Annotated in this window: 21 protein-coding genes; 13 read left to right on the plus strand and 8 right to left on the minus strand. The window is 66.4% G+C overall.

Going from position 1 to position 20,163, the window contains the following annotated elements; translation table 11 throughout:
* Positions 1–329 precede the first annotated feature (329 nt).
* The 3 genes from ABD767_RS09775 to ABD767_RS09785 form a co-directional block, all read right to left on the minus strand.
* On the minus strand, positions 330–647 hold the full coding sequence (locus ABD767_RS09775) for a helix-turn-helix domain-containing transcriptional regulator (RefSeq protein WP_276808054.1): 318 nt from the start codon (positions 645–647) through the stop codon (positions 330–332).
* Positions 644–973: a type II toxin-antitoxin system RelE/ParE family toxin gene (locus tag ABD767_RS09780; protein ID WP_276808053.1), complete on the minus strand. Its 330-nt coding sequence runs from the start codon at positions 971–973 to the stop codon at positions 644–646. Before ABD767_RS09780 ends, ABD767_RS09775 begins: the two co-directional genes overlap by 4 nt.
* 104 nt (positions 974–1,077) lie before the next feature.
* Positions 1,078–2,442 carry a tyrosine-type recombinase/integrase gene (locus ABD767_RS09785; RefSeq protein WP_344869566.1) on the minus strand — a complete coding sequence of 455 codons (1,365 nt, stop codon included), beginning with the start codon at positions 2,440–2,442 and terminating at the stop codon, positions 1,078–1,080.
* A 406-nt stretch (positions 2,443–2,848) separates the two neighbouring features.
* On the opposite strand from ABD767_RS09785, the gene ABD767_RS09790 reads away from it, so the two are divergent.
* The 6 genes from ABD767_RS09790 to ABD767_RS09815 are packed head-to-tail and all read left to right on the plus strand — an operon-like array spanning position 2,849 to position 6,313.
* The gene (locus tag ABD767_RS09790) at positions 2,849–3,418 is read left to right on the plus strand and encodes an RNA polymerase sigma factor (RefSeq protein WP_103045098.1); all 570 of its coding nucleotides are present in this window, start codon (positions 2,849–2,851) and stop codon (positions 3,416–3,418) included.
* Positions 3,415–3,873 (plus strand): DUF3619 family protein, encoded by a 459-nt coding sequence (locus ABD767_RS09795; protein WP_103045099.1) that lies wholly within the window; start codon positions 3,415–3,417, stop codon positions 3,871–3,873. The genes ABD767_RS09790 and ABD767_RS09795 overlap by 4 nt, the downstream gene beginning before the upstream one ends.
* A 15-nt stretch (positions 3,874–3,888) precedes the next feature.
* Positions 3,889–4,743 (plus strand): DUF3106 domain-containing protein, encoded by an 855-nt coding sequence (locus ABD767_RS09800; RefSeq protein WP_344869570.1) that lies wholly within the window; start codon positions 3,889–3,891, stop codon positions 4,741–4,743.
* Between the two features lie 55 nt (positions 4,744–4,798).
* Positions 4,799–5,305, plus strand: coding sequence for an RDD family protein (locus ABD767_RS09805; RefSeq protein WP_344869571.1), 507 nt, complete (start codon positions 4,799–4,801; stop codon positions 5,303–5,305).
* A gap of 17 nt (positions 5,306–5,322) precedes the next feature.
* Positions 5,323–5,727, plus strand: a complete 405-nt coding sequence (locus ABD767_RS09810; RefSeq protein WP_344869572.1) for a diacylglycerol kinase — start codon at positions 5,323–5,325, stop codon at positions 5,725–5,727.
* Positions 5,720–6,313 (plus strand): TIGR00730 family Rossman fold protein, encoded by a 594-nt coding sequence (locus tag ABD767_RS09815; RefSeq protein WP_103045102.1) that lies wholly within the window; start codon positions 5,720–5,722, stop codon positions 6,311–6,313. The genes ABD767_RS09810 and ABD767_RS09815 overlap by 8 nt, the downstream gene beginning before the upstream one ends.
* 24 nt (positions 6,314–6,337) lie before the next feature.
* Here the strand turns inward: ABD767_RS09815 and ABD767_RS09820 are convergent, their stop codons facing one another.
* Both ABD767_RS09820 and ABD767_RS09825 read right to left on the minus strand, forming a co-directional pair.
* Positions 6,338–6,676 carry a P-II family nitrogen regulator gene (locus ABD767_RS09820; RefSeq protein WP_103045120.1) on the minus strand — a complete coding sequence of 113 codons (339 nt, stop codon included), beginning with the start codon at positions 6,674–6,676 and terminating at the stop codon, positions 6,338–6,340.
* A gap of 48 nt (positions 6,677–6,724) precedes the next feature.
* Positions 6,725–8,362, minus strand: coding sequence for an NAD+ synthase (locus ABD767_RS09825; protein ID WP_344869574.1), 1,638 nt, complete (start codon positions 8,360–8,362; stop codon positions 6,725–6,727).
* A gap of 117 nt (positions 8,363–8,479) precedes the next feature.
* Here ABD767_RS09825 and ABD767_RS09830 point away from each other — a divergent pair, with 117 nt between their 5' ends.
* The gene (locus tag ABD767_RS09830; RefSeq protein WP_425549911.1) at positions 8,480–9,676 is read left to right on the plus strand and encodes a GNAT family N-acetyltransferase; all 1,197 of its coding nucleotides are present in this window, start codon (positions 8,480–8,482) and stop codon (positions 9,674–9,676) included.
* Positions 9,677–9,715: 39 nt separating this feature from the next.
* On the opposite strand, the gene ABD767_RS09835 is transcribed toward ABD767_RS09830, so the two are convergent.
* Positions 9,716–10,219 (minus strand): chemotaxis protein CheW, encoded by a 504-nt coding sequence (locus ABD767_RS09835; protein ID WP_103045104.1) that lies wholly within the window; start codon positions 10,217–10,219, stop codon positions 9,716–9,718.
* A 261-nt stretch (positions 10,220–10,480) separates the two neighbouring features.
* Between ABD767_RS09835 and glnH the strand changes: the two genes are divergently transcribed.
* The 3 genes from glnH to glnQ all read left to right on the plus strand — a co-directional run bounded on the left by glnH (position 10,481) and on the right by glnQ (position 12,866).
* Positions 10,481–11,230: a glutamine ABC transporter substrate-binding protein GlnH gene (glnH, locus tag ABD767_RS09840; protein WP_103045105.1), complete on the plus strand. Its 750-nt coding sequence runs from the start codon at positions 10,481–10,483 to the stop codon at positions 11,228–11,230.
* An 83-nt stretch (positions 11,231–11,313) separates the two neighbouring features.
* On the plus strand, positions 11,314–12,141 hold the full coding sequence (locus tag ABD767_RS09845; RefSeq protein ID WP_344869579.1) for an ABC transporter permease subunit: 828 nt from the start codon (positions 11,314–11,316) through the stop codon (positions 12,139–12,141).
* Positions 12,138–12,866 (plus strand): glutamine ABC transporter ATP-binding protein GlnQ, encoded by a 729-nt coding sequence (gene glnQ, locus ABD767_RS09850; RefSeq protein ID WP_103045106.1) that lies wholly within the window; start codon positions 12,138–12,140, stop codon positions 12,864–12,866. Before ABD767_RS09845 ends, glnQ begins: the two co-directional genes overlap by 4 nt.
* Positions 12,867–12,963: 97 nt before the next feature.
* On the opposite strand, the gene ppa is transcribed toward glnQ, so the two are convergent.
* Positions 12,964–13,503, minus strand: coding sequence for an inorganic diphosphatase (gene ppa, locus ABD767_RS09855; RefSeq protein ID WP_103045123.1), 540 nt, complete (start codon positions 13,501–13,503; stop codon positions 12,964–12,966).
* A 250-nt stretch (positions 13,504–13,753) separates the two neighbouring features.
* On the opposite strand from ppa, the gene ABD767_RS09860 reads away from it, so the two are divergent.
* Together ABD767_RS09860 and ABD767_RS09865 are read left to right on the plus strand one after the other, a co-directional pair.
* The gene (locus tag ABD767_RS09860) at positions 13,754–15,829 is read left to right on the plus strand and encodes a sodium-translocating pyrophosphatase (RefSeq protein WP_103045107.1); all 2,076 of its coding nucleotides are present in this window, start codon (positions 13,754–13,756) and stop codon (positions 15,827–15,829) included.
* 116 nt (positions 15,830–15,945) lie between these two features.
* Complete coding sequence (locus ABD767_RS09865) at positions 15,946–17,910, plus strand: ATP-binding cassette domain-containing protein (protein ID WP_103045108.1); 1,965 nt, start codon at positions 15,946–15,948, stop codon at positions 17,908–17,910.
* Positions 17,911–18,243: 333 nt separating this feature from the next.
* On the opposite strand, the gene ABD767_RS09870 is transcribed toward ABD767_RS09865, so the two are convergent.
* Positions 18,244–19,542 (minus strand): TIGR03862 family flavoprotein, encoded by a 1,299-nt coding sequence (locus tag ABD767_RS09870; RefSeq protein ID WP_103045109.1) that lies wholly within the window; start codon positions 19,540–19,542, stop codon positions 18,244–18,246.
* 144 nt (positions 19,543–19,686) lie between these two features.
* On the opposite strand from ABD767_RS09870, the gene trxA reads away from it, so the two are divergent.
* Complete coding sequence (gene trxA / locus ABD767_RS09875; protein ID WP_103045110.1) at positions 19,687–20,019, plus strand: thioredoxin TrxA; 333 nt, start codon at positions 19,687–19,689, stop codon at positions 20,017–20,019.
* The last annotated feature ends 144 nt before the right edge of the window (positions 20,020–20,163 follow it).

Consider the following 20,163-nt stretch of genomic DNA (forward strand, 5'->3'; position numbering starts at 1 on the left):
CAGCCAGAAGTGGACCATGCCCATCCGGGATTGGAAGGCCGCGCTGACCCGCTTTACCATTCAGTTCGGAGACCGCATCTCCGTCAATTGAAGTCCGACCCGTTTACACAAAAATTCGGACACGCCCTCTCGTCACGAATGCCCTGCCCTAGGAATAGCAGGGGGTTGCAGCGCGAATTTTTCGCAGTGGTCGCAATAGAGGAAATGCGCTGCCCCAGCAAGACGCCGCGCGGAAACACATGCAGCCGATCAGTTCAACGAGCTGAGCCAAAGGCGTCAGCGATGGAAGCCCGTAATACGAGAATCGGCGGGCGCTCCCCCGCAGGGAATCAAGCCGCGTGCGCGGACGGCGGCGCGGCCAGCGGCTGCACCGCCAAGCGCAAGCCCATTGCCTTGAGAATGGCTGACAGGCTGCTGAGTGCAGGATTGCCTTTGGGCGACAGTGTGCGGTAAAGCTGAGTCGGATTCAGGTGCGCCTGCTCTGCCACCGCCTGCACGCCGCCTACGGCCTGCGCGAGTTGGCGTAGCACGGTCATCAGCTCGGCCTGGTCGCCATCGGCCAGGATGTCATTGATGACTTCGAGCGCGAGCGCCGGATCGTCGCGGAACAGTTCGGCCATCGCTTCGTCATGGGGTCTGCTTCTCATTCGTCGCCTCTCCGTTGCCAGTCCTGCCAATACGCCACCGCCCGGGCTATGTCCGCATCCTGCGTGCGCTTATCGCCGCCGCACAACAGCAGTACCAACTGCTGGCCTGCCAGGCCGTAATACACCCGGTAGCCCGGCCCGGCGTCGATGCGCAGTTCCCACACGCCATCGCGGCAAAACTTGTGATCGCCGAAGTTGCCTCGCTCGACGCGGGTCACGCGCCGGATGATCGCCACCTTGGCCTGCGCATCGCGCAAGCGCCGCAGCCAATCGTCGTAGACATCCTTCTGCTCGTCGGTTGTCAGGTAGTGCTCGATGCGGTACATGGTATTTTCGTTTACTGACGAAATCAAGTCAAGGGACAAAGGAACCGCGAGGCGGGATGCCCAACCTATCGCAACAGTATGGCGACAGGCCGGACACCCGCAGCTCACGCAATGACCGTTTCCGGCGCCTTCGTTGGCGGCGATCCGGCTCGCTTCGTGCCGGGCGGCACAGCGCGCGTTGGACTCTTGCGATGGCGATACGGGCGATAGTTGCCCTGGCTTGTACGGGTTTTTTCGCCATCCGCGACCGCCAGAACTGAAGCGGGCGCCGCCGAGGTCAGCGCAGCCTGGGTCTGGCCGTCGATGGCGCCCCGACGCAGGGTGGCCACCTTCTCGGCAGCGGCCCGCACCGGGTCATCCTCTGCATGGACATACGCCATGAACTGCGTGACGGTCTTGTGCGCCGTCAGCGCCATGCCGACCTTGATGGGAATACCGGAGTTGGCAATGTCGGTCGCCGCGCGATGGCGGATGCCGTGCGTCCCGACATGCGCTACCTCTGCGCGACCCAGGATGCGCTTCCAGCCGTTGTAGTACGTGCTGTCGGGCAATGGCTTTTGGGCATCGAAGATGGCCGGGCACACGTAAGGCGAGTCGTCGATGCGAGGCGCATTGCGCAGCAACTGGTACGCCGCCTCGCTCATCGGCTTGGACATATCGCCCGTCTTGCTGTCTGGCCAGACGACTCGGCGGTTCTCGAAATCGACCCAAGCCCATTCGAGAGTGCGGATTTCGGTCATCCGCGCGGAAAACTCGAATTGCAGGCGAACCGCCAGGGTCACGGTCGGATGCTCCAGCCCTAGGGCATCCGCACGGTCGAGGTAAGCATAGAGTCGCCCCAGTTCTTCGTTGTTGATGTACCGTGTCTCGCCGTCCTCTCTGTACTTTGGAACGTGACGGCACGGATTGGAGCCGTCAGGCCGGTAGCCCCACACCTCGGCCATGTTGAACATCTTGCGCAGACAAGCCAGAACCCGATTGGCCATGACGCCGATCTTCGCCTTGTCCTTCATCAGCGTAGTGATGTGCGCCCGCGTTACATCCGGCACCTTGAGCTTGCCCAGAGCGGGCAGGATGTGGCGGTCGATGTAGCCCTGGTAGGAATCGACCGTCCTGGGCTTGTTGCGCGGCTTGGAGTATTCCTCGATGAATTGCCAGCACAACTCCCTGACCGTGGGGGCCATGCGCGCGGCCAGCTTGGCGGCGCTGGGGTCGTTGCCCTTGCGCACGTCGGCCAGCCAGTCCTGGGCGATCGACCGTGCCTGCTCGATGGTCAACTCGCCGAACTGGCCGATCTTCGGCTTGCGGCGCTCGCCCCAATTCGTGCGGTACTGGAGCATGAACACCTTGCGACCGTGAGCCGTGACTTTACAAAGGAAGCCGGGGACAGATGTGTCCCGTAGTTCATAGTCCTTGCCGGTGATTTCGGCAGCCTCGACAGTGGATTTGGTGAGTTTGATCTTAGCCATGACACCTCCTAGTTCAGGATCAAACGCAGGAACCAGCCAGGAGCCACGGCATCGGAATGTCTGCCGCAATCGGTCTGGTCTAGGCGTAAGGCTAAACGGGACTAGCCTCTTGGAAAACCAAGCGCAGCAAGGCTCTGCGGGTTCCAGCGTAGTCTCATGCTAGTCTCGGGATTCAATCTCAAAATCCCCCGCCGCAAGGCGTGTCGGTTCGAGTCCGACCCCGGGCACCAGGTAACGCCTGTGATTTCCATGCGACGCGCATCGCATGGGCATGCAGTCCACAGACCGGCCGCACGCCACTCTTTGCCGCGATGCACGCCGCCCCAAAGCGCAATGCGATAATCGCCCCACGCCACCCGATCTTCTTCCGGTGGCTTTTGCATGCGTCCGTACACGGTATCAATCCTTGGCCACTGAACACGAGCTTTCCGACTTTCTGAAAAGCGTGGAAAAGCGTGCCTTCAAGCGCGCGGTCTATCACGTGCGTGACGAAGAGGCGGCCCTGGACATCGTGCAGGACAGCATGCTCAAGCTGGCGCAGCACTACGGCGACAAGCCGGTGCAGGAACTGGCGCCGCTGTTCCAGCGCATCCTGTCCAACTGCACGCTGGACTGGTTTCGACGCCAGAAGACCCGCAATGCCCTGTTTTCCACGATGAGCGACCTGGAGAGCGCGGTTGGCGACGGCGAGGATTACGACTTTCTGCAGGCCTGGGCCGACCCGCAGGGCATGCAGGCCGAGGAAAGCGGCGAAACCCAGCTGGGCCGCGCCCAGACGCTGCTGTGCATCGAGCAGGAAATCCAGGCGCTGCCCGCCCGTCAACGCGAGGCGTTTTTGATGCGTTATTGGGAGGAGATGGACGTGGCGCAGACCGCCGCGGCCATGGGCTGCTCCGAAGGCAGCGTCAAAACCCACTGCTTTCGCGCCATCCAGACCTTGAGCAAGGCACTGAAATCCAAAGGAATCACGCTATGAGCCCCGTGCTGCAACCCGATGCACAGGCTACCCAGGCCATGGACGCCTATGCGCGCCGCCTGGCCGCCCGCCTGACGCATGCCAGCGACGACCTGCCCCACGACATCAGCGAGCGCCTGCGCGTGGCCCGCATGCAGGCGGTGGCGCAGCGAAAGCGTCCGCAGGTGCAACCGGTACAAAACCTGCAAGGCGCAACCGCGCAGCTGTCGCACGCGCCCGTGGCCCAGCTGGGCTGGGGCAGCGAAGGCGGCACTTGGTGGCGCGCGCTGGTGTCGGCCATTCCGCTGGTGGCGCTGGTCATGGGGCTGATCGCCATCGGCATCGACCAGAAGCAGAAAACCGCCCTGGAATTTGCCGAGGTCGACACTGCGCTGCTGACCGACGAACTTCCCCCCGCGGCCTATGCCGATCCGGGTTTTCTCCAATACCTCGAAACCACCCGCCTGAGCCAGTAAGCGCACCCGCCACGCATGCATGACACACCGGCCCCAAGCCGCGCACCCAGTCCCCGCACCACCCTGACCGCTGCCATAGCGCTGGCGCTGCTGATCGCGCTGTCTGTCGCCGGCATCTGGCTGGTGGGTTACGCCCGGCTCGCGCCCAGCGTGCCGATACCGGCGCAGGCCATGGCGGGCCGCTACCAGACCCACGCCATTCCCTACGGCGCCCCGGCCAGCAGCGAGTTGCCTTGGGGTGAGCTGAAGGCGGCGCAGCAACAGGCGTTGCAGCCCCTGGCCGACCAATGGCCGCACCTGAGCGAGGCGCAAAAACGCCAATGGCTGCAACTGGCCCAGGGGTTTCAGGCCCTGCCTGCGCCCGAGCAGGAGCGCATGCAAAGCCACATGGCAGCCTGGGCCAAGCTCAGCGCCCAGCAGCGCAGCCAGGCACGGCTGAACTACGCCGTGACCAATCGCCTGTCGCGCGAAGACCTGCGTGCGCAATGGGAGGCCTATCAGACGCTGAGCGACGAAGAGAAGAAGCGCCTGGCAGCCAAGGCCAGCGTCCGTCCGCGCGGCGCGGCCACGGCGGTGAGACCCATCCCGTCCAAGAAATTCGTGCGCATTCCCGCGCGCCGCAGCGCGCCAAAGCCAGAAACCGTTGCCGACACCACTCCGCCGCCAGCCGCCGAGATCCTGCCGCCGCGCCCCGCGGTTGTGATAGAAACAACCCCCATCGCCACCCCCTCGGCCAGCGCCGCACCACTGCCCGCCCTGGCCGATGACACCCCTTCGGAAGCACCCACCTCGCCCGAACCCACGGATGCACCGCGGGCCGAACCCGAGCCCGAGCCCGAGCCCGAGGCGCAGCCGCACCTGGTTCCCTGAAGCAGTGCATGTTTCAATCCCAAGCCGCATGCCTGTGCCCACCACCCCGCCCTCCATGCCCAGTGCCCAGCCAGACACCGACCTGACCGCCCCCGCACTGTGGCGGCGCATGGCCTGCTGGCTGTATGAGGGCATCTTGTTGTTTGGCCTGGTCTTCATCGCCGACTACCTGTTCGACGCACTGAGCCAGTCGCGCCACGCGCTGATGCTGCGCCACCTGCGCATGGCATATCTGTTCGTGGTGGTTGGCATCTACTTTGGCTGGTTCTGGTCGCGCGGCCAGACGCTGGCGCAAAAAACCTGGCATATCCGCGTCGTCGACGCGCAGGGCCGGCCGCTGACGCAGGCGCGCGCCGCGCTGCGCTACCTGCTCAGCTGGCTGTGGTTTCTGCCGCCGCTGACGCTGACCTATGCGCTGGGCGTGCCGCCCATCAGCACGCTGGCGGCGCTGTTGCTCTGGATCGTGGTGTGGGCCAACCTGAGCCGCCTGCACCCGCAGCGGCAGTTCTGGCACGACGCCTGGGCCGGAACGCGGCTGGTCGACGGACGCCCAAAAGCCTGAACGTCCTTTCTCCGTCCATGCCACCCACCTCCTCCACTCCAGAGCACCAGCGACAGAAGCAGCGCCGTGGCCTGGCGCGCCTGTGGCATGCCACCGGTTATTCGCTGCAGGGTCTGCGCGCTGCATGGGGCGAGAAGGCCTTTCGCACCGAAGCCTGCCTGGCCGTCGTGCTGCTTCCCGCAGCGCTGTGGCTGGGCCGTGACTGGGTGCAAGTGGCGCTGCTGTGCGCCAGCGTGGTGCTGGTGCTCATCGTCGAACTGCTCAATTCCGCCATCGAGGCCGCCATCGACCGCATCGGCCCCGAGTGGCACGATCTGTCCAAGCGCGCCAAGGACATGGGCAGCGCCGCCGTGCTGCTGAGCGTGTTGCTGACTGGCGGCATCTGGCTGTCTGCTCTCTACCACCATGCCATCCATGCCTGAACCTGCTTTCTCCCTGTGCGTCTATCTGGGGTCGCGCCCGGGCAACTCCCCCCTGTTTGTCGAGACGGCACGCGCCGTCGGCCAGTGGATCGGCCGCCACGGCGGCCAGTTGGTCTACGGCGGCGGGCGCAGCGGCCTGATGGGCGAGGTGGCCGAGGCCACGCGCAAGGCGGGCGGGCGTGTCGTCGGCGTGATCCCACAGGCGCTGGTCGACAAGGAGCTGGCCAACCCCCAGTGCGACGAGCTGCACATCGTGCAGACCATGCACGAGCGCAAGGCGCTGATGGCCGAGCGCAGCGACGCCTTCGTGGCGCTGCCCGGCGGCATCGGTACCCTGGAGGAGCTGTTCGAGGTCTGGACCTGGCGCCAGCTGGGCTACCACGACAAGCCGGTCGGCGTGCTGGACATGGATGGCTATTACCGCCATCTGCTGGCTTTTCTGGAACACGCGGTGCAGCAGGACTTCATGGGCGCATGGCAAATGGATCTGGTGCACGTCGACAGCCAGGTCGAGCCGCTGCTCACCCGCCTGGTGCAGGACGCAGGCACCAGCGCCGCACCGCGTGCGCTACGCGACGTGATCTGAAGGCAACGCGCGGCTGACGCCGCCTCAAACCGCCGCTTCGTCCAGATCGCCGGTGCGGATGCGCACCACGCGCTCGACCGGGGTGACGAAGATCTTGCCGTCGCCGATCTTGCCTGTACGCGCCGTGGCGACGATGGCGTCCACGCAGCGATCCACGTCTTCGCTGCGCACCACCACCTCGATCTTGACCTTGGGCAGGAAGTCGACGACGTACTCCGCGCCGCGGTACAGCTCGGTGTGCCCCTTCTGGCGGCCGAACCCCTTGACCTCGGTCGCGGTCAATCCGGTCACGCCGCATTCAGCCAGCGCCTCGCGTACCTCTTCGAGCTTGAAGGGTTTGATGACGGCAGTGATCATGTGCATGCTGTTGGCTCCAAAAAACAAAACAAATCCAGTAGTGCGCCGTGCCCATCAGGCGCGAAAGCGGTTGACCACCGGGTAGCGCCAGTCGCGCCCCAGGCTGCGGCGCGTCACGCCCGGGCCCAGCGGCCCCTGGCGGCGCTTGTACTCGTTGACCTGGATCAGGCGCGTCACACGTTCGACGTCGGCGGCGGCAAAGCCCTCATCCAGCAGCGCCGCGATCGACGCATCCTGCTCCACATAGCGTTCGATCAGCGCATCGAGCACGTCGTAGGGCGGCAGGCTGTCCTGGTCGGTCTGGTCCGGGCGCAGCTCGGCGCTGGGCGCGCGGGTGATGATGCGCTCGGGGATGGGGCCCGCGCCCGTGCCGTAAGGGTCGTGCGCATTGCGCCAGCGCGCCAGCGCGTAGACGCGCGTCTTGGTCACGTCCTTGATGAGCGCAAAACCCCCGGCCATGTCGCCGTACAGCGTGCCGTAGCCGGTGGCGGACTCGCTCTTGTTGCTGGTGGTGAGCACGACGGCGCCGGTCTTGTTGGACAGCGCCATCAGCAGCGTGCCGCGCACGCGCGCCTGAAGGTTTTCCTCGGTCGTATCCTCGGGTAGGCCGGCGAACAGCGGCGCCAGCGCCGCGTTGAAGGCGGCAAACGGCCCTTCGATGGCGATCTCGTCGTAGCGCACGCCCAGGCGGCGCACCATCTCGCGTGCGTCCTCCAGGCTGATGTCGGCCGTATACGGTGAGGGCATCATCACCGTACGCACGCGGTCGGCACCCAGCGCGTCGACCGCAAGTGCCAGCACCAGCGCCGAATCCATGCCGCCCGACAGGCCCAGGCACACGCCCGGAAAACCCGTCTTGTTCACATAGTCGCGCACGGCCAGCACCAGCACATGCCACAGCGCCTCCTGCCAGCCGGGCTGCGGCGCCACCTCGCCCGCTTCGGGCGCGCCGGCGTCCGACAGCCGCACCCGCGCCAGCTGCTCGCGGCACAGCGGCGCGCGCATCGCCACGCCGCCCTGGGCATCGAGTGCCAGCGACTGGCCGGCAAACACCATGTCGTCCTGGCCGCCCACCGCGTGCGCGCTGACGACGGCCGCGGCGCTCTTGCACGCCAGCGCCGCCAGGCACTGTTGCCACTCGCCCGCCTGCTCCAGGTGGAAGGGCGAAGCGTCCAGCACCAGCAGCACCTGGGCGCCGGCGTCCATCACCTGCTGCACCGGGCCGCTCAAGCGCGCCTCGGCGCCGATCAGCACGCCCACGCGCAGTCCCTGCTGCTCGAACACGCAGGGCGTGGTACCGGCGCTGAAGTAGCGCGCCTCGTCCAGCACGCCCTGCTGCACCAGCACCTGCTTGGCCTGGCGCAGCAGCAGCTCGCCGTTGCGGATCACCGACGCTGCATTCACCAGCCCGCCCTGGGCCAGCACCTGCGCATGACCGACGACCAGCGTCAGCGCGGGCCAGCGCCGGCTGGCCTCGAAAATGTCGCGCAGCGCGTCCTCGGCCGCGGCAATGAACGCCGGGCGCAGCAGCAGATCCTGCGGCGCGTAGCCGCACAGCGCCAATTCGGGCGTCAGCAGCACACTGGCATCGGCCGCATGGGCCTGCTCGGCCATCGCAATGATTTTTTGGGCATTGCCCTGCAGATCGCCCACGACCGCGTTGAACTGGGCGACGCCAATCGAAAAAGACATAGGGGAAGGGGAAGCCGGGGTGAAAACCAAGTTTTGCATTATCCCTTGGCCGCACCGGCGCGGCGCCTGCCTCGCCAAAACCCGCTCAGCGCACCCGGCCGCGCATTTGCCGCGATGATGGCCGCCATGACCGAGGCCACCTGCAGCGCAATGACGCTGCGCCACCACGACACCCTGCAAGACATCCCGGCAGCCGCTTGGGACGACCTGCTTGCCGCGCAGGACTGCGCCACCCCCTTCATGCGCCACGCCTACTTGTCGGCCATGCACACCAGCGCCAGCGCCTGCCCGGCCACCGGCTGGCAGCCCCACGTGATCAGCCTGTGGCGCGGCCCCGACCTGGCCGCCGCCTGCATCGCCCACCTCAAGGCGCATTCCTATGGCGAATACGTGTTCGATTGGGCCTGGGCCGACGCCTACGCCCGCCACGGGCTGGACTACTACCCCAAGGCCATCGTCGCCTCGCCCTTCACGCCAGTGCCCGGCGCCCGGCTGCTGGCGCGCAATGCGTCAGACCGCACCGCGCTGCTGCGTGCGCTGCAGGACTGGGCCGGGCAGCGCCAGCTGTCGTCGCTGCACCTGTTGTTTGCCGCGCCGCAAGACTTGGCGGCCGCCCGGCAGCTCGGCTGGATGCAGCGCGAGACCGTGCAATTCCATTGGCACAACCGCCACCCGCAGCACGGGCGGGTGTTTCACGACTTCGACGACTTCCTGGCCAGCCTGTCGCAAGACAAGCGCAAGAAGATCCGCCAGGAGCGGCGCAAGGTGGCGCAGGCGGGCGTCGGGTTTCGCGCCTTGGAAGGCCGCGGAATCGAACCCGCCGACTGGGATTTCTTCTACGCCTGCTACGAGCGCACCTACCTGGAGCACCGCAACCGCCCCTATCTGACGCGCGACTTCTTCTCACGCATGGCCGCCGACATGCCCGAGGCCTGGGTGCTGTTCGTGGCCGAGCGCCAGGGCCACCCGATTGCCTGCAGCCTGGTGGCCACCGACGACGCCCAGGCGCCTGCCATGGCCTATGGCCGCTACTGGGGTGCTCTGGAGCGTGTCGACTGCCTGCACTTCGAGGCCTGCTACTACCAGCCCATCGCCTGGTGCATCGCCCGAGGCGTGGCCCGCTTCGAGGGCGGTGCCCAGGGCGAGCACAAGCTGGCGCGCGCGCTCCTGCCCGTGGCCGCACACAGCGCGCACTGGCTGGCCCATCCCGCTTTTGCGCATGCGGTGCACGACTACCTGGAGCGCGAAACCCCACAGGTGGAGAGCTACCTGCAGCTGCTGCAGGCGCACAGCCCGTTCAGGCAAGTACCCTGACCATCGCCCCGGTATCGTGATGCCCCGCCCGTGCCCCAGTCAGGCGTGTGCAGCAGCCTTGACCATGCCCATCTCCGTGCTGCTCAGCAAGGATTCGATGTCGACCACGATCAGCATGCGCTCGCCCGTCGTGGCGATGCCGCGCACGAATGAGGCGTCGACCTGTCCCTGGAATTGCGGCGCCGGCTTGATCGCGTCCTCGGGCAGCGCGACAACGTCGGCCACGGCGTCGACGACGGCGCCCAGCACCGTGCCGCCCACGTTCAGGATGATGACGACGGTGAAGTCGGTGTAGTCGGCCGACGCGCACTGCAACTTCAAGCGCAGGTCGACGATGGGCACGATGACGCCGCGCAGGTCGATCACGCCCTTGACGAAATCAGGCGCATGCGCCATGCGCGTGGGCTGTTCATAGGAGCGGATCTCCTGCACGCGCAGGATGTCGATGCCGTATTCCTCCTGGCCCAGGCGAAAGGTCAGGTACTCCGAGCTGGCGCCGGTTGCGGCGGTGGCGCTGGGGCGCTGTGCGGTTGCAGACAACATGGTTTTTCCTTGCAGACAGACAGGGGAAATTTAAAAAACAGAGGGCCGGCCGTGACAGACGAACATGGCGCCAGCATACCGCAAGTATTGTTACTATTTTTGACAAATCACCTGCGCCGCAAGAGATGTACGGCCTTGGATCGGCGCCGACGGCCACGATCACCGGGCTCACGGCACCACCGTATACTTTCCGACGCGCCCTCCACCGCGGGGCACAGCCCTGCGAATCCGGGCCACAGGCTTTACACCAAGGAGACATTCATGAAGTTCACCCACGCCATCAAGGCCGCCGCGCTCGGCCTGGCCATCACGCTGGCCATGCCCATGGCGCAGGCGGCGGACAAGACGCTGGTCGTCGCCACCGACACCGCCTTCGTTCCGTTCGAATTCAAGCAGGACGGCAAGTACACCGGTTTCGACATCCAGCTGTGGGAAGCGATCGCCAAGCAGGCCAATCTCACGTACAAGCTGCAGCCGATGGACTTCAACGGCATCATCCCCGGCCTGCAGACGCGCAGCATCGACGTGGCGCTGGCCGGCATCACGATCCGCGAGGATCGCGCCAAGGTGGTCGACTTCTCCGAGCCCTATTACGAGTCGGGCCTGGCCATCCTGGTGCCCGAGGGCAGCGCGATCAAGACCGCCAAGGATCTGGAGGGCAAGACCGTCGCGGTCAAGACCGGCACCGCGTCGGTGGACTACATGAAGGCCAACGTGCCCAGCGCCAAGCTCAAGCTGTTCCCCAACATCGACAACGCCTTCCTGGAACTGGCCACGGGCCGCGTGGACGCCGTGGTGCACGACACGCCCAACGTGCAGTACTACGCCAAGACCGCTGGCAACGGCAAGGTCAAGGTGGTGGCCTCGCTCAAGAGCGGCGACTTCTACGGCATTGCGTTCTCCAAAGGCAGCGATCTGGTGCCGGTGGTGAACAAGGCGCTGCAAGAGCTCAAGGCCAACGGCAGCTACGACAAGCTGTATGAGACCTGGTTCGGCAAGAAGCCTGATTAAATCCTCCCTCACCTTCGCCGCCGCCTCTTTGAACATCGCGTTGCAAGAGGCGGTTTTTTCACACCTGGCAAGGTAGCAGCACCATGAATTTCGATTGGTCTTCCATCTGGGCCGCCTGGCCCGACCTGATGGCCGGCTCCTGGATGACGCTGAAAATCACCGCGATGGGCCTGCTCGGCGGCGTGCTGATCGGCGGGCTGTGCGGCATCGTCGTCACCTACATCGAAGTCCCGGTCAACCGGCGCAATGGCGCATGGTTTGCACTGGCGCTGATCGCGCTGGTCGCGTTTCTGAACTTCGGCACGCCACTGCTCGGCGCCGTTCCGGACTGGGTCGCCGCACTGGCGCTGGCTGCGGCGGCAGTTGCGCTGCTGTGGCGCCACCCGCAGTGGATCGCACGCTGTCTTTCGATGGCCGCGCAGGTTTTCATCCTGCTGGTGCGCGGCACGCCCATCGTCGTGCAGGTCATGTTCATCTACTTTGCGCTGCCGCTGATGGTGAACCTGCGCATCGACGGCCTCACCGCCGCCGTCGTCACGCTGATGATCAACTCGGGCGCCTACATCGCCGAGATCGTGCGCGCCGGCCTGCTGTCCGTTCCCAAGGGGCTGTACGAGGCGGGCCAGGCCATGGGCCTGCCGTTTCACAAGATCATGGCCTTCATCATCGGCCCGGTGGCGCTGCGCCGCATGATTCCGACCATGGGCAACCAGTGCATCATCAGCCTGAAGGACTCGTCGCTGTTCATCGTCATCGGCGTGTCCGAGCTGACGCGCCAGGGCCAGGAGATCATTGCCACCAACTTCCGCGCGGTCGAGATCTGGGGCACGGTGGCCGTCATCTACCTGGTCATGACGGGCTGCATCGCGCTGGCGCTCAAGGTCATCGAACACAGGACGCGCATGGTATGAGCATCGTCGAATTCAAGAACGTCACCAAACGCTTTGGCGACAACACGGTGCTCGACGGCATCAGCCTGCAGATCGACACCGGCGAGGTCGTCGTCGTCGTCGGCCCCTCGGGCTCGGGCAAATCCACGCTGCTGCGCTGCATCAACGCGCTGGAGACCATCCAGGGCGGCGACATCATCGTCAACGGGCTGAGCGTGCGCAGCAAGCCCGCGCAGGTACGCCTGCTGCGCCGCGAGGCCGGCATGGTGTTCCAGCAGTTCAACCTGTTCCCGCAGCTCACCGCGCTGGAGAACGTGATGTTCGGCCCGCTGCACACGCGCGGCACGTCCAGGGCACAGGCGCGCGAGCAGGCGCGTGCGCTGCTGGCGCGCGTGGGCCTGGCCGAGCGCGAGAACCACTACCCCGGCCAGCTCTCGGGCGGGCAGCAGCAGCGCGTGGCCATCGCCCGCGCGCTGGCCATCAAGCCCAAGCTGATGCTGTTCGACGAACCAACGTCGGCGCTCGACCCCGAGCTGCGCCACGAGGTGCTTAAGGTCATGCAGGACGTGGCCGAGACCGGCATGACCATGGTCGTCGTCACGCACGAAATGGAGTTTGCCCGCAAGGTCGGCAGCCGCCTGCTGTTCATGGATGGCGGGCGCATCGCCGCCGACGGCAACCCCGGGCAGCTGCTGAGCCAGCCGCCGTCGCAGCGCCTGAAGGACTTTCTGCGCCACGTCGCCTGACAGCCGCTCGCGCCACCCATACGAAAACAGGCCATGCATTGCGCATGGCCTGTTTTCTGACCCGGGCGCGCTGCCGCGCCCCACAGAGCCGCCTGCTTCAGCCCTGCTGCGCGTTCTTGTAGTTGGCCACGCCGTCCATGATTTCCTGGTGCGCGGACTCCAGGCCTTCCCAGCCCAGCACCTTGACCCACTTGCCGGCCTCCAGGTCCTTGTAGTGCTCGAAAAAATGGCTGATCGCCTTCAGGCGCATCGGGTTCACGTCTTCCACGCTGGTCCAGTTCTCATACATCTTGAGTACCTTGGTCGTGGGAACGGCCAGCACCTTGCCGTCCACGCCGGCCTCGTCTTCCATCTTCAGGATGCCCAGCGCACGGCAGGGAACGACCGCGCCCGGCAGCAGCGGGTACGGCGTGATGACCAGCACGTCCACCGGATCGCCGTCGCCCGACAGCGTCTGGGGCACGTAGCCGTAGTTGCAGGGGTAGTACATCGCCACCGTCAGGAAGCGGTCGACGAACACGGCACCCGACTCCTTGTCCACCTCGTACTTGATGGGATCGGATTCGGCCGGGATTTCCACGACGACGTTGAAGGACTCGGGCAGCTTGCTGCCGGGGCTGACATGGTTCAGGGACATGGTGAGCGAGGGAGGATTGAAGAAAAAAAAGAGCAGGAGCGCACGCTGCCAGGCGGCGTACAGGCGCGCGCCCGGCAAGTACGGTGCGGCATTTTAGGCGTTTACCCCTTGCTGCAAGCTTGCAAGCGGGTATTACAGTGACAGCGTTGGCCAATCGTCTCCAGCGACACAGGAGCGAGGAAGCAACGCGGTGGAAGCACTTTCAACGCGTTGTGCTTCCCATCTGTGCACACACAACGGAGACGAAGGAATGACCGCAACGACGGAACTGGGCACCCCTCTGATACTGGCTCTCATCTGTGGACTGATCGCCGTGGCCTACGGCATCTGGGCACGCAGCTGGATTCTGGCCAAGGACGCGGGCAACGCCCGCATGCAGGAGATCGCCGGCGCCATCCAGCAGGGCGCGGCTGCCTACCTGGCCAAGCAGTACAAGACCATCTCCCTCGTCGGCATCATCCTGGCGGTGCTGATCGGCATCTTCCTTGACGCTCTGACGGCCGCCGGCTTCGTCGTCGGCGCGGTGCTCTCGGGCGCCTGCGGCTTCATCGGCATGAACGTCTCGGTGCGCGCCAACGTGCGCACCGCCCAGGCGGCCACGCAAGGCATGGGGCCGGCGCTCGACGTCGCGTTCCGCGGCGGGGCGATCACCGGCATGCTGGTGGTCGGCCTGGGACTGCTGGGCGTGGCCGGCTTCGCCTGGTTCCTGCTCGGCCAGGCGGGCGCGGGCGCCGCGCTGTCGGCCACGCTCAACCCACTGATCGGCTTCGCTTTCGGCTCGTCGCTGATCTCCATCTTCGCGCGGCTGGGCGGCGGCATCTTCACCAAGGGCGCCGATGTGGGCGCCGACCTGGTGGGCAAGGTGGAGGCAGGCATCCCCGAGGACGACCCGCGCAACCCCGCGGTGATCGCCGACAACGTGGGCGACAACGTCGGCGACTGCGCCGGCATGGCGGCCGACCTGTTCGAGACCTACGCCGTCACGCTGATCGCCACCATGGTGCTGGGCGCGCTGCTGGTGGGTGCCGCGCCAACGGCCGCGGTCGCCTATCCGCTGGCACTGGGGGCGGTGTCCATCGTCGCCTCCATCATCGGCTGCTTCTTCGTCAAGGCGCGGCCCGACATGAAGAACGTCATGCCCGCGCTCTACAAGGGCCTGGCCATCGCCGGCGTGCTGTCGCTGGCGGCCTTCTGGTTCGTCACCGCCTGGCTGATCCCCGACAACGCGCTGGGCGGCGCCGGCGCGCAGGGGCGGTTGTTCGGCGCCTGCGCCACCGGCCTGGTGCTCACGGCCGCGCTGGTATGGATCACCGAGTTCTACACCGGCACGCAGTATTCGCCGGTGCAGCACATCGCCCAGGCGTCGACCACCGGCCACGGCACCAACATCATCGCTGGCCTGGGTGTCTCGATGCGCTCGACAGCCTGGCCGGTCATTTTTGTCTGCCTCGCCATCATCGTCTCCTACACGCTGGCCGGCCTGTACGGCGTGGCGATCGCCGCGATGTCGATGCTGAGCATGGCCGGCATCGTGGTGGCGCTCGATGCCTACGGCCCGATCACCGACAACGCCGGCGGCATCGCCGAGATGGCCGAGCTGCCCAGCAGCGTGCGCGACATCACCGACCCGCTGGACGCCGTGGGCAACACCACCAAGGCAGTGACCAAGGGCTACGCCATCGGCTCGGCCGGCCTGGCGTCGCTCGTGCTGTTTGCCGACTACACGCACAAGCTGGAGGCCTTCGGCCAGAAGGTCAGCTTCGATCTTTCCGATCCGATGGTCATCGTCGGCCTGTTCATCGGCGGGCTGATTCCCTACCTGTTCGGCGCGATGGCGATGGAGGCCGTGGGCCGCGCCGCGGGCGCCGTGGTGGTCGAGGTGCGCCGCCAGTTCGCCGAGATCCCCGGCATCATGGAAGGCACGGCCAAGCCCGAATACGGGCGCGCCGTCGGCATGCTGACCGGCGCGGCGATCAAGGAGATGATCATCCCCAGCCTTCTGCCCGTCGTCGTGCCCATCGTCATCGGCATCGTGCTCGGGCCCAAGGCGCTCGGCGGAATGCTGATGGGCACCATCGTCACCGGCCTGTTCGTGGCGATTTCCATGTGCACCGGCGGCGGCGCCTGGGACAACGCCAAGAAATACATCGAGGACGGCCACCACGGCGGCAAGGGCAGCGAAGCGCACAAGGCCGCCGTGACCGGCGACACCGTGGGCGACCCGTACAAGGACACCGCCGGCCCGGCGGTGAACCCCTTGATCAAGATCATCAACATCGTGGCCCTGCTCATCGTGCCGCTGGTGGTCAAGTTCCACGCCGGCTGACAGACTTGGCACTTTTACAACGCCCGCCGCCCGGCGGGCGTTTTCGTTTGCGGGCGCGCCGCCAGCGCGCCTGCGCCCGCAAGGGCATGGCGGCAGGCTGGATAATCCGGCCCCGCATGATTCAACTACGCAACATCACCCTGCGCCGCGGCACCAAGGTCGTGCTGGACGGCGTGAGCACCACCATCAACCCCGGCGAGCATGTCGGCCTGGTCGGGCGCAACGGCGCCGGCAAGTCCTCGCTGTTCGCGCTGCTGGCCGGCCGCCTGCATGAAGACGGCGGCGAATTCCTGCTGCCCGCGCACTGGCGCATGGCCGAAGTGGCCCAGCACATGCCCGAGACCGACGAGCCGGCAACCGACTTCGTGCTGGACGGCGACAGCCGCCTGGCGCAGCTGCAGCAGGCGCTGGCGCAGGCCGAGGCCTCGGGCGACGGCATGCACATTGCCCAGCTGCACGCAGACCTGGCCGACGCCGGCGCCCACGATGCGCGCGCGCGTGCGCAGGCGCTGATCCTGGGGCTGGGCTTTGGCGTGCAGCAGCTGGCCAACCCGGTCAACAGCTTCTCGGGCGGCTGGCGCATGCGGCTGCAGCTGGCGCGCGCGCTGATGTGCCCGTCCGACCTGCTGCTGCTGGACGAGCCGACCAACCACCTGGATCTGGACGCGCTGGTATGGCTGGAGGCCTGGCTCAAACGCTACGCCGGCACGCTCATCATCATCAGCCACGACCGCGAGTTCCTCGACGCCACCACCGCGGTCACGCTGCACATCGAACACGGGCGCCTGACGCGCTACGGCGGCAACTACAGCCAATTCGAAGAGCTGCACGCCCAGCAACTGGTGCTGCAGCAGGCATCGTTCGAGCGCCAGCAGGAAAAAATCGCCCATCTGCAAAGCTTCATAGACCGCTTCAAGGCCAAGGCCACCAAGGCGCGCCAGGCGCAAAGCCGCGTCAAGCAGATTGAGCGCATGGAGAAAATCGCGCCGGTGCTGGCGGCCAGCGACTTCACCTTCGCCTTCCAGGAGCCAGCCAATCTGCCCAACCCCATGCTGGCGCTCTCCGACGCTGCGTTTGGCTACCGCAACGAGGCCGGCCAAAGCACAACCATCGTCGCCGACGTCAACCGCACGGTGATGGCCGGCCAGCGCATCGGCATTCTGGGCGCCAACGGCCAGGGCAAGTCGACGCTGGTCAAGACGATTGCCCACGAACTCGCGCCGCTGGCCGGACGCATCACCGAAGGCAAGGGCCTGCGCATCGGCTACTTTGCCCAGCAGGAGCTGGACGTGCTGCGCCCTGACGAAGACCCGCTGCAGCACATGACGCGCCTGGCGCGCGACCTGGGCACCGACGCCCCGGCCGCCAGCCGCGAGCAGGACTTGCGCAACTGGTTGGGCGGCTTCAACTTCAGCGGCGACATGGTCAAGCAGACCGTGGGCAGCATGAGCGGCGGGGAAAAGGCGCGGCTCGTGCTGGCCATGATCGTCTGGCAGCGCCCCAACCTGCTGCTGCTCGACGAGCCCACCAACCACCTGGATCTGCCCACCCGCGAAGCGCTGGCCATGGCGCTGAGCGACTTCGACGGCACCGTGCTGCTGGTCAGCCACGACCGTCACCTGCTGCGCGCCGTCTGCGATGACTTCTGGCTCGTGGGCCGCGGTCAGGTCGGCAGCTTCGACGGCAGTCTGGACGACTACCAGCGCTATCTGCTGGAGGAGTCGCGCCGCCTGCGCGAGGCCGCGCGCCTGCAGGAGCAGCCCCCCGCCAGCGCTGTAACGGCCACGCCCAGCGCCGACCCGCGCGAGGCACGGCGCCTGGCAGCCCAGGCGCGCCAGGCCATGGCGGAGAAAACCCGCCCACTCAAGAAGGAGCTGGCACAGCTGGAGCAACGCATGGACACGCTCACCCAGGAGCAGTCCGAGCTGCAGGAGCGCCTGGCGCTGACGCTGGCGCCCGCCGAGATCGCCGAGGCCGGCAAACGCCTGAAAGCCGTGGGCGACGCGCTGCAGCACGATGAGGAGCGCTGGCTGGATCTGTCCGAGCAGCTGCAGGCGCTGGAGGCGCCGCTGGTGGATTGATGGACTGACGGATCGATAAGCGGGGCGCGGCAAGCAAAGCGCCCAACCAATGCTCACCTAAGCACAAACCCTGTTGCAATTGATCGCCAGTACCGTGTCAACGCTTGGTCTTCGGGCCGCGTTGAACAGGCACACAAGGAGTTGATCACCATGCAAACCACCACGACCCTGAACGCCTGGCCCGAAGACGAACGCGATCGCAAGCGCAGCCCCGCCCGCCGCTGCTGATCGGCGCGCCGCTCTTCGGTCTGTATTCACAAAGACCACCGGCGCCAGCGCCGGTGGTCTTTGTTTTGCCCGATTCATTGCAGGCTGGCGCTCCGCGCAGCCTCATCAGCGTGTTGACTGCTGCTGCGCCAGCCAGCGCAGCGCCCCCTGCCCCGCGGCGCGCCCCTGGGCGCAGCAGGCGGTCAGCAAGTAGCCGCCGGTAGGCGCTTCCCAGTCCAGCATCTCGCCTGCGCAGAAAACACCCGGCAGTGCCTTGAGCATGGCATGTGCGTCCAACACATCCCAGGCCACGCCGCCAGCCGTGCTGATCGCCTCGGCAACCGGCCTGGGCGCCACCACGGTAACCGGCAACGCCTTGATGGCCCGCGCCAGCGCCGCGCCGTCGTGCATGCCGTCCCGCCCCAACTGCTCGAACAGCACCGCCGCCTTGATGCCGTCCAGCCCCAGCCGCCCCTTCAGATGGCTCGACAGGCTGCGCGAGCCACGCGGGCGCAGTACCTCGGCTGCTACGCGCTCGGCATCGTGGTTCGGCAGCAGGTCGAGCCAGAACGTGGCCTGCCCGCGCGCGGAGATTTCATCGCGCAACAGGTTGGCAAACGCGTAGACCAGACTGCCCTCGACGCCGGTGGCCGTGGCGACGAACTCCCCCTTGCGCGCAAAGCTCCGCCCCTGGTGATCCTCGAAACGCACCGCCACCGACTTGAACGGCTGTCCGGCAAAGCGCTCCGCAAACAGCGGCGTCCAGCCGGCTGCACCATCAGGGCGGACTGTGTCAAAACCACAGTTGGCCGGCTGCAGCGGTACCACGTCCACGCCACACTCTGCCAGCAACGGCGCCCATGCACCATCCGATCCGAGTTGCGGCCAACTGGCACCGCCCAGCGCCAGCACCACCGCCCTGGCCCGCACCTGCAGCGCGGCGGATGGTGTGGAAAACCGCAGCGCGCCGCCCTGCGCCCAGCCCTGCCAGCGGTGGCGCATGTGGAACTGCACGCCCTGCTGGCGCAGGCGCTGCAGCCAGGCGCGCAGCAGCGGCGCGGCCTTCATGTCAATGGGGAACACCCGCCCGGAGCTGCCGACAAAAGTCTCGACACCCAGCGCATGCGCCCAGTCACGCAATTGCTGCGCGCCAAACTGCTGCAGCAGCGGTTCAATCTGCGTACTGCGCGCGCCGTAGCGCGCGGCAAACGCCGGCGGCGGCTCGGCATGCGTCAAGTTCAGCCCGCCCTTGCCCGCCAGCAGGAACTTGCGTCCGGCCGACGCCATCGCGTCGAACACGTGGACGGCCGCGCCCTCGGCTGCCAGGACCTCGGCGGCCATCAGGCCCGCGGGGCCAGCGCCAATGACCGCGGCATCGCAGTGCAGGATCTGGGAACTCTCGGGGGTGGGGTCGGCGTTGTGCATGGCGGCGCATCATGCCAGCTTTGCAGCCCTCGCCGGGCACCCCGACATGGCATGCGCCGGCACGCCCACTCAATGGCAGGGCATTGGTTTCTGTCACAATGAAAGTCATCTTTTTCGATGTTTTGCCCTACGCAAGGATTCCCAATGGCCAGCGACCTGATCAAGCAACTCTCCGACGCCAGCTTTGAAACCGACGTGCTCAAGGCCAGCACGCCGGTGCTGGTGGACTATTGGGCCGAGTGGTGCGGCCCGTGCAAGATGATTGCACCCGTGCTCGACGAAGTTGCCAACACCTATCAGGGCAAGCTCACGGTCGCCAAGATGAACGTGGACGACAACCGTGCCATCCCGGCCAAGTTCGGCATCCGCGGCATTCCCACGCTGATGCTGTTCAAGAACGGCGAGCTCGCAGCTACCAAGGTCGGCGCAATGAGCAAGGCCCAGCTTACGGCCTTCATCGACCAGCAACTGGCCTGATTCCCCTCCTCTCCCTTCCGGCCGCCGCTCAGGCGGTCGGCGCCCATCGGGCACAACGCGTTTTTGCTGTCATAATCTTCCCCTGATCGCCGCTGCAAACCCTGTTCTGCAAACGGTTCCCGATCACCGGCTCGCCAGGCCCCC

It is taken from the genome of Comamonas faecalis (genome assembly GCF_039538025.1).
Taxonomy (GTDB): Bacteria; Pseudomonadota; Gammaproteobacteria; order Burkholderiales; family Burkholderiaceae_C; genus Comamonas_C; species Comamonas_C faecalis.

Excerpts from the sequence above, each read along its gene's own strand:
- ABD767_RS09775 (WP_276808054.1), bottom strand. The coding sequence starts at position 647 with ATGAGAAGCAGACCCCATGACGAAGCGATGGCCGAACTGTTCCGCGAC.
- ABD767_RS09780 (WP_276808053.1), bottom strand. The coding sequence starts at position 973 with ATGTACCGCATCGAGCACTACCTGACAACCGACGAGCAGAAGGATGTC.
- ABD767_RS09785 (WP_344869566.1), bottom strand. The coding sequence starts at position 2,442 with ATGGCTAAGATCAAACTCACCAAATCCACTGTCGAGGCTGCCGAAATC.
- ABD767_RS09795 (WP_103045099.1), top strand. The coding sequence starts at position 3,415 with ATGAGCCCCGTGCTGCAACCCGATGCACAGGCTACCCAGGCCATGGAC.
- ABD767_RS09800 (WP_344869570.1), top strand. The coding sequence starts at position 3,889 with ATGCATGACACACCGGCCCCAAGCCGCGCACCCAGTCCCCGCACCACC.
- ABD767_RS09805 (WP_344869571.1), top strand. The coding sequence starts at position 4,799 with ATGCCCAGTGCCCAGCCAGACACCGACCTGACCGCCCCCGCACTGTGG.
- ABD767_RS09810 (WP_344869572.1), top strand. The coding sequence starts at position 5,323 with ATGCCACCCACCTCCTCCACTCCAGAGCACCAGCGACAGAAGCAGCGC.
- ABD767_RS09815 (WP_103045102.1), top strand. The coding sequence starts at position 5,720 with ATGCCTGAACCTGCTTTCTCCCTGTGCGTCTATCTGGGGTCGCGCCCG.
- ABD767_RS09820 (WP_103045120.1), bottom strand. The coding sequence starts at position 6,676 with ATGCACATGATCACTGCCGTCATCAAACCCTTCAAGCTCGAAGAGGTA.
- ABD767_RS09825 (WP_344869574.1), bottom strand. The coding sequence starts at position 8,362 with ATGTCTTTTTCGATTGGCGTCGCCCAGTTCAACGCGGTCGTGGGCGAT.
- ABD767_RS09830 (WP_425549911.1), top strand. The coding sequence starts at position 8,480 with ATGGCCGCCATGACCGAGGCCACCTGCAGCGCAATGACGCTGCGCCAC.
- ABD767_RS09835 (WP_103045104.1), bottom strand. The coding sequence starts at position 10,219 with ATGTTGTCTGCAACCGCACAGCGCCCCAGCGCCACCGCCGCAACCGGC.
- glnH (WP_103045105.1), top strand. The coding sequence starts at position 10,481 with ATGAAGTTCACCCACGCCATCAAGGCCGCCGCGCTCGGCCTGGCCATC.
- ABD767_RS09845 (WP_344869579.1), top strand. The coding sequence starts at position 11,314 with ATGAATTTCGATTGGTCTTCCATCTGGGCCGCCTGGCCCGACCTGATG.
- glnQ (WP_103045106.1), top strand. The coding sequence starts at position 12,138 with ATGAGCATCGTCGAATTCAAGAACGTCACCAAACGCTTTGGCGACAAC.
- ppa (WP_103045123.1), bottom strand. The coding sequence starts at position 13,503 with ATGTCCCTGAACCATGTCAGCCCCGGCAGCAAGCTGCCCGAGTCCTTC.
- ABD767_RS09860 (WP_103045107.1), top strand. The coding sequence starts at position 13,754 with ATGACCGCAACGACGGAACTGGGCACCCCTCTGATACTGGCTCTCATC.
- ABD767_RS09865 (WP_103045108.1), top strand. The coding sequence starts at position 15,946 with ATGATTCAACTACGCAACATCACCCTGCGCCGCGGCACCAAGGTCGTG.
- ABD767_RS09870 (WP_103045109.1), bottom strand. The coding sequence starts at position 19,542 with ATGCACAACGCCGACCCCACCCCCGAGAGTTCCCAGATCCTGCACTGC.
- trxA (WP_103045110.1), top strand. The coding sequence starts at position 19,687 with ATGGCCAGCGACCTGATCAAGCAACTCTCCGACGCCAGCTTTGAAACC.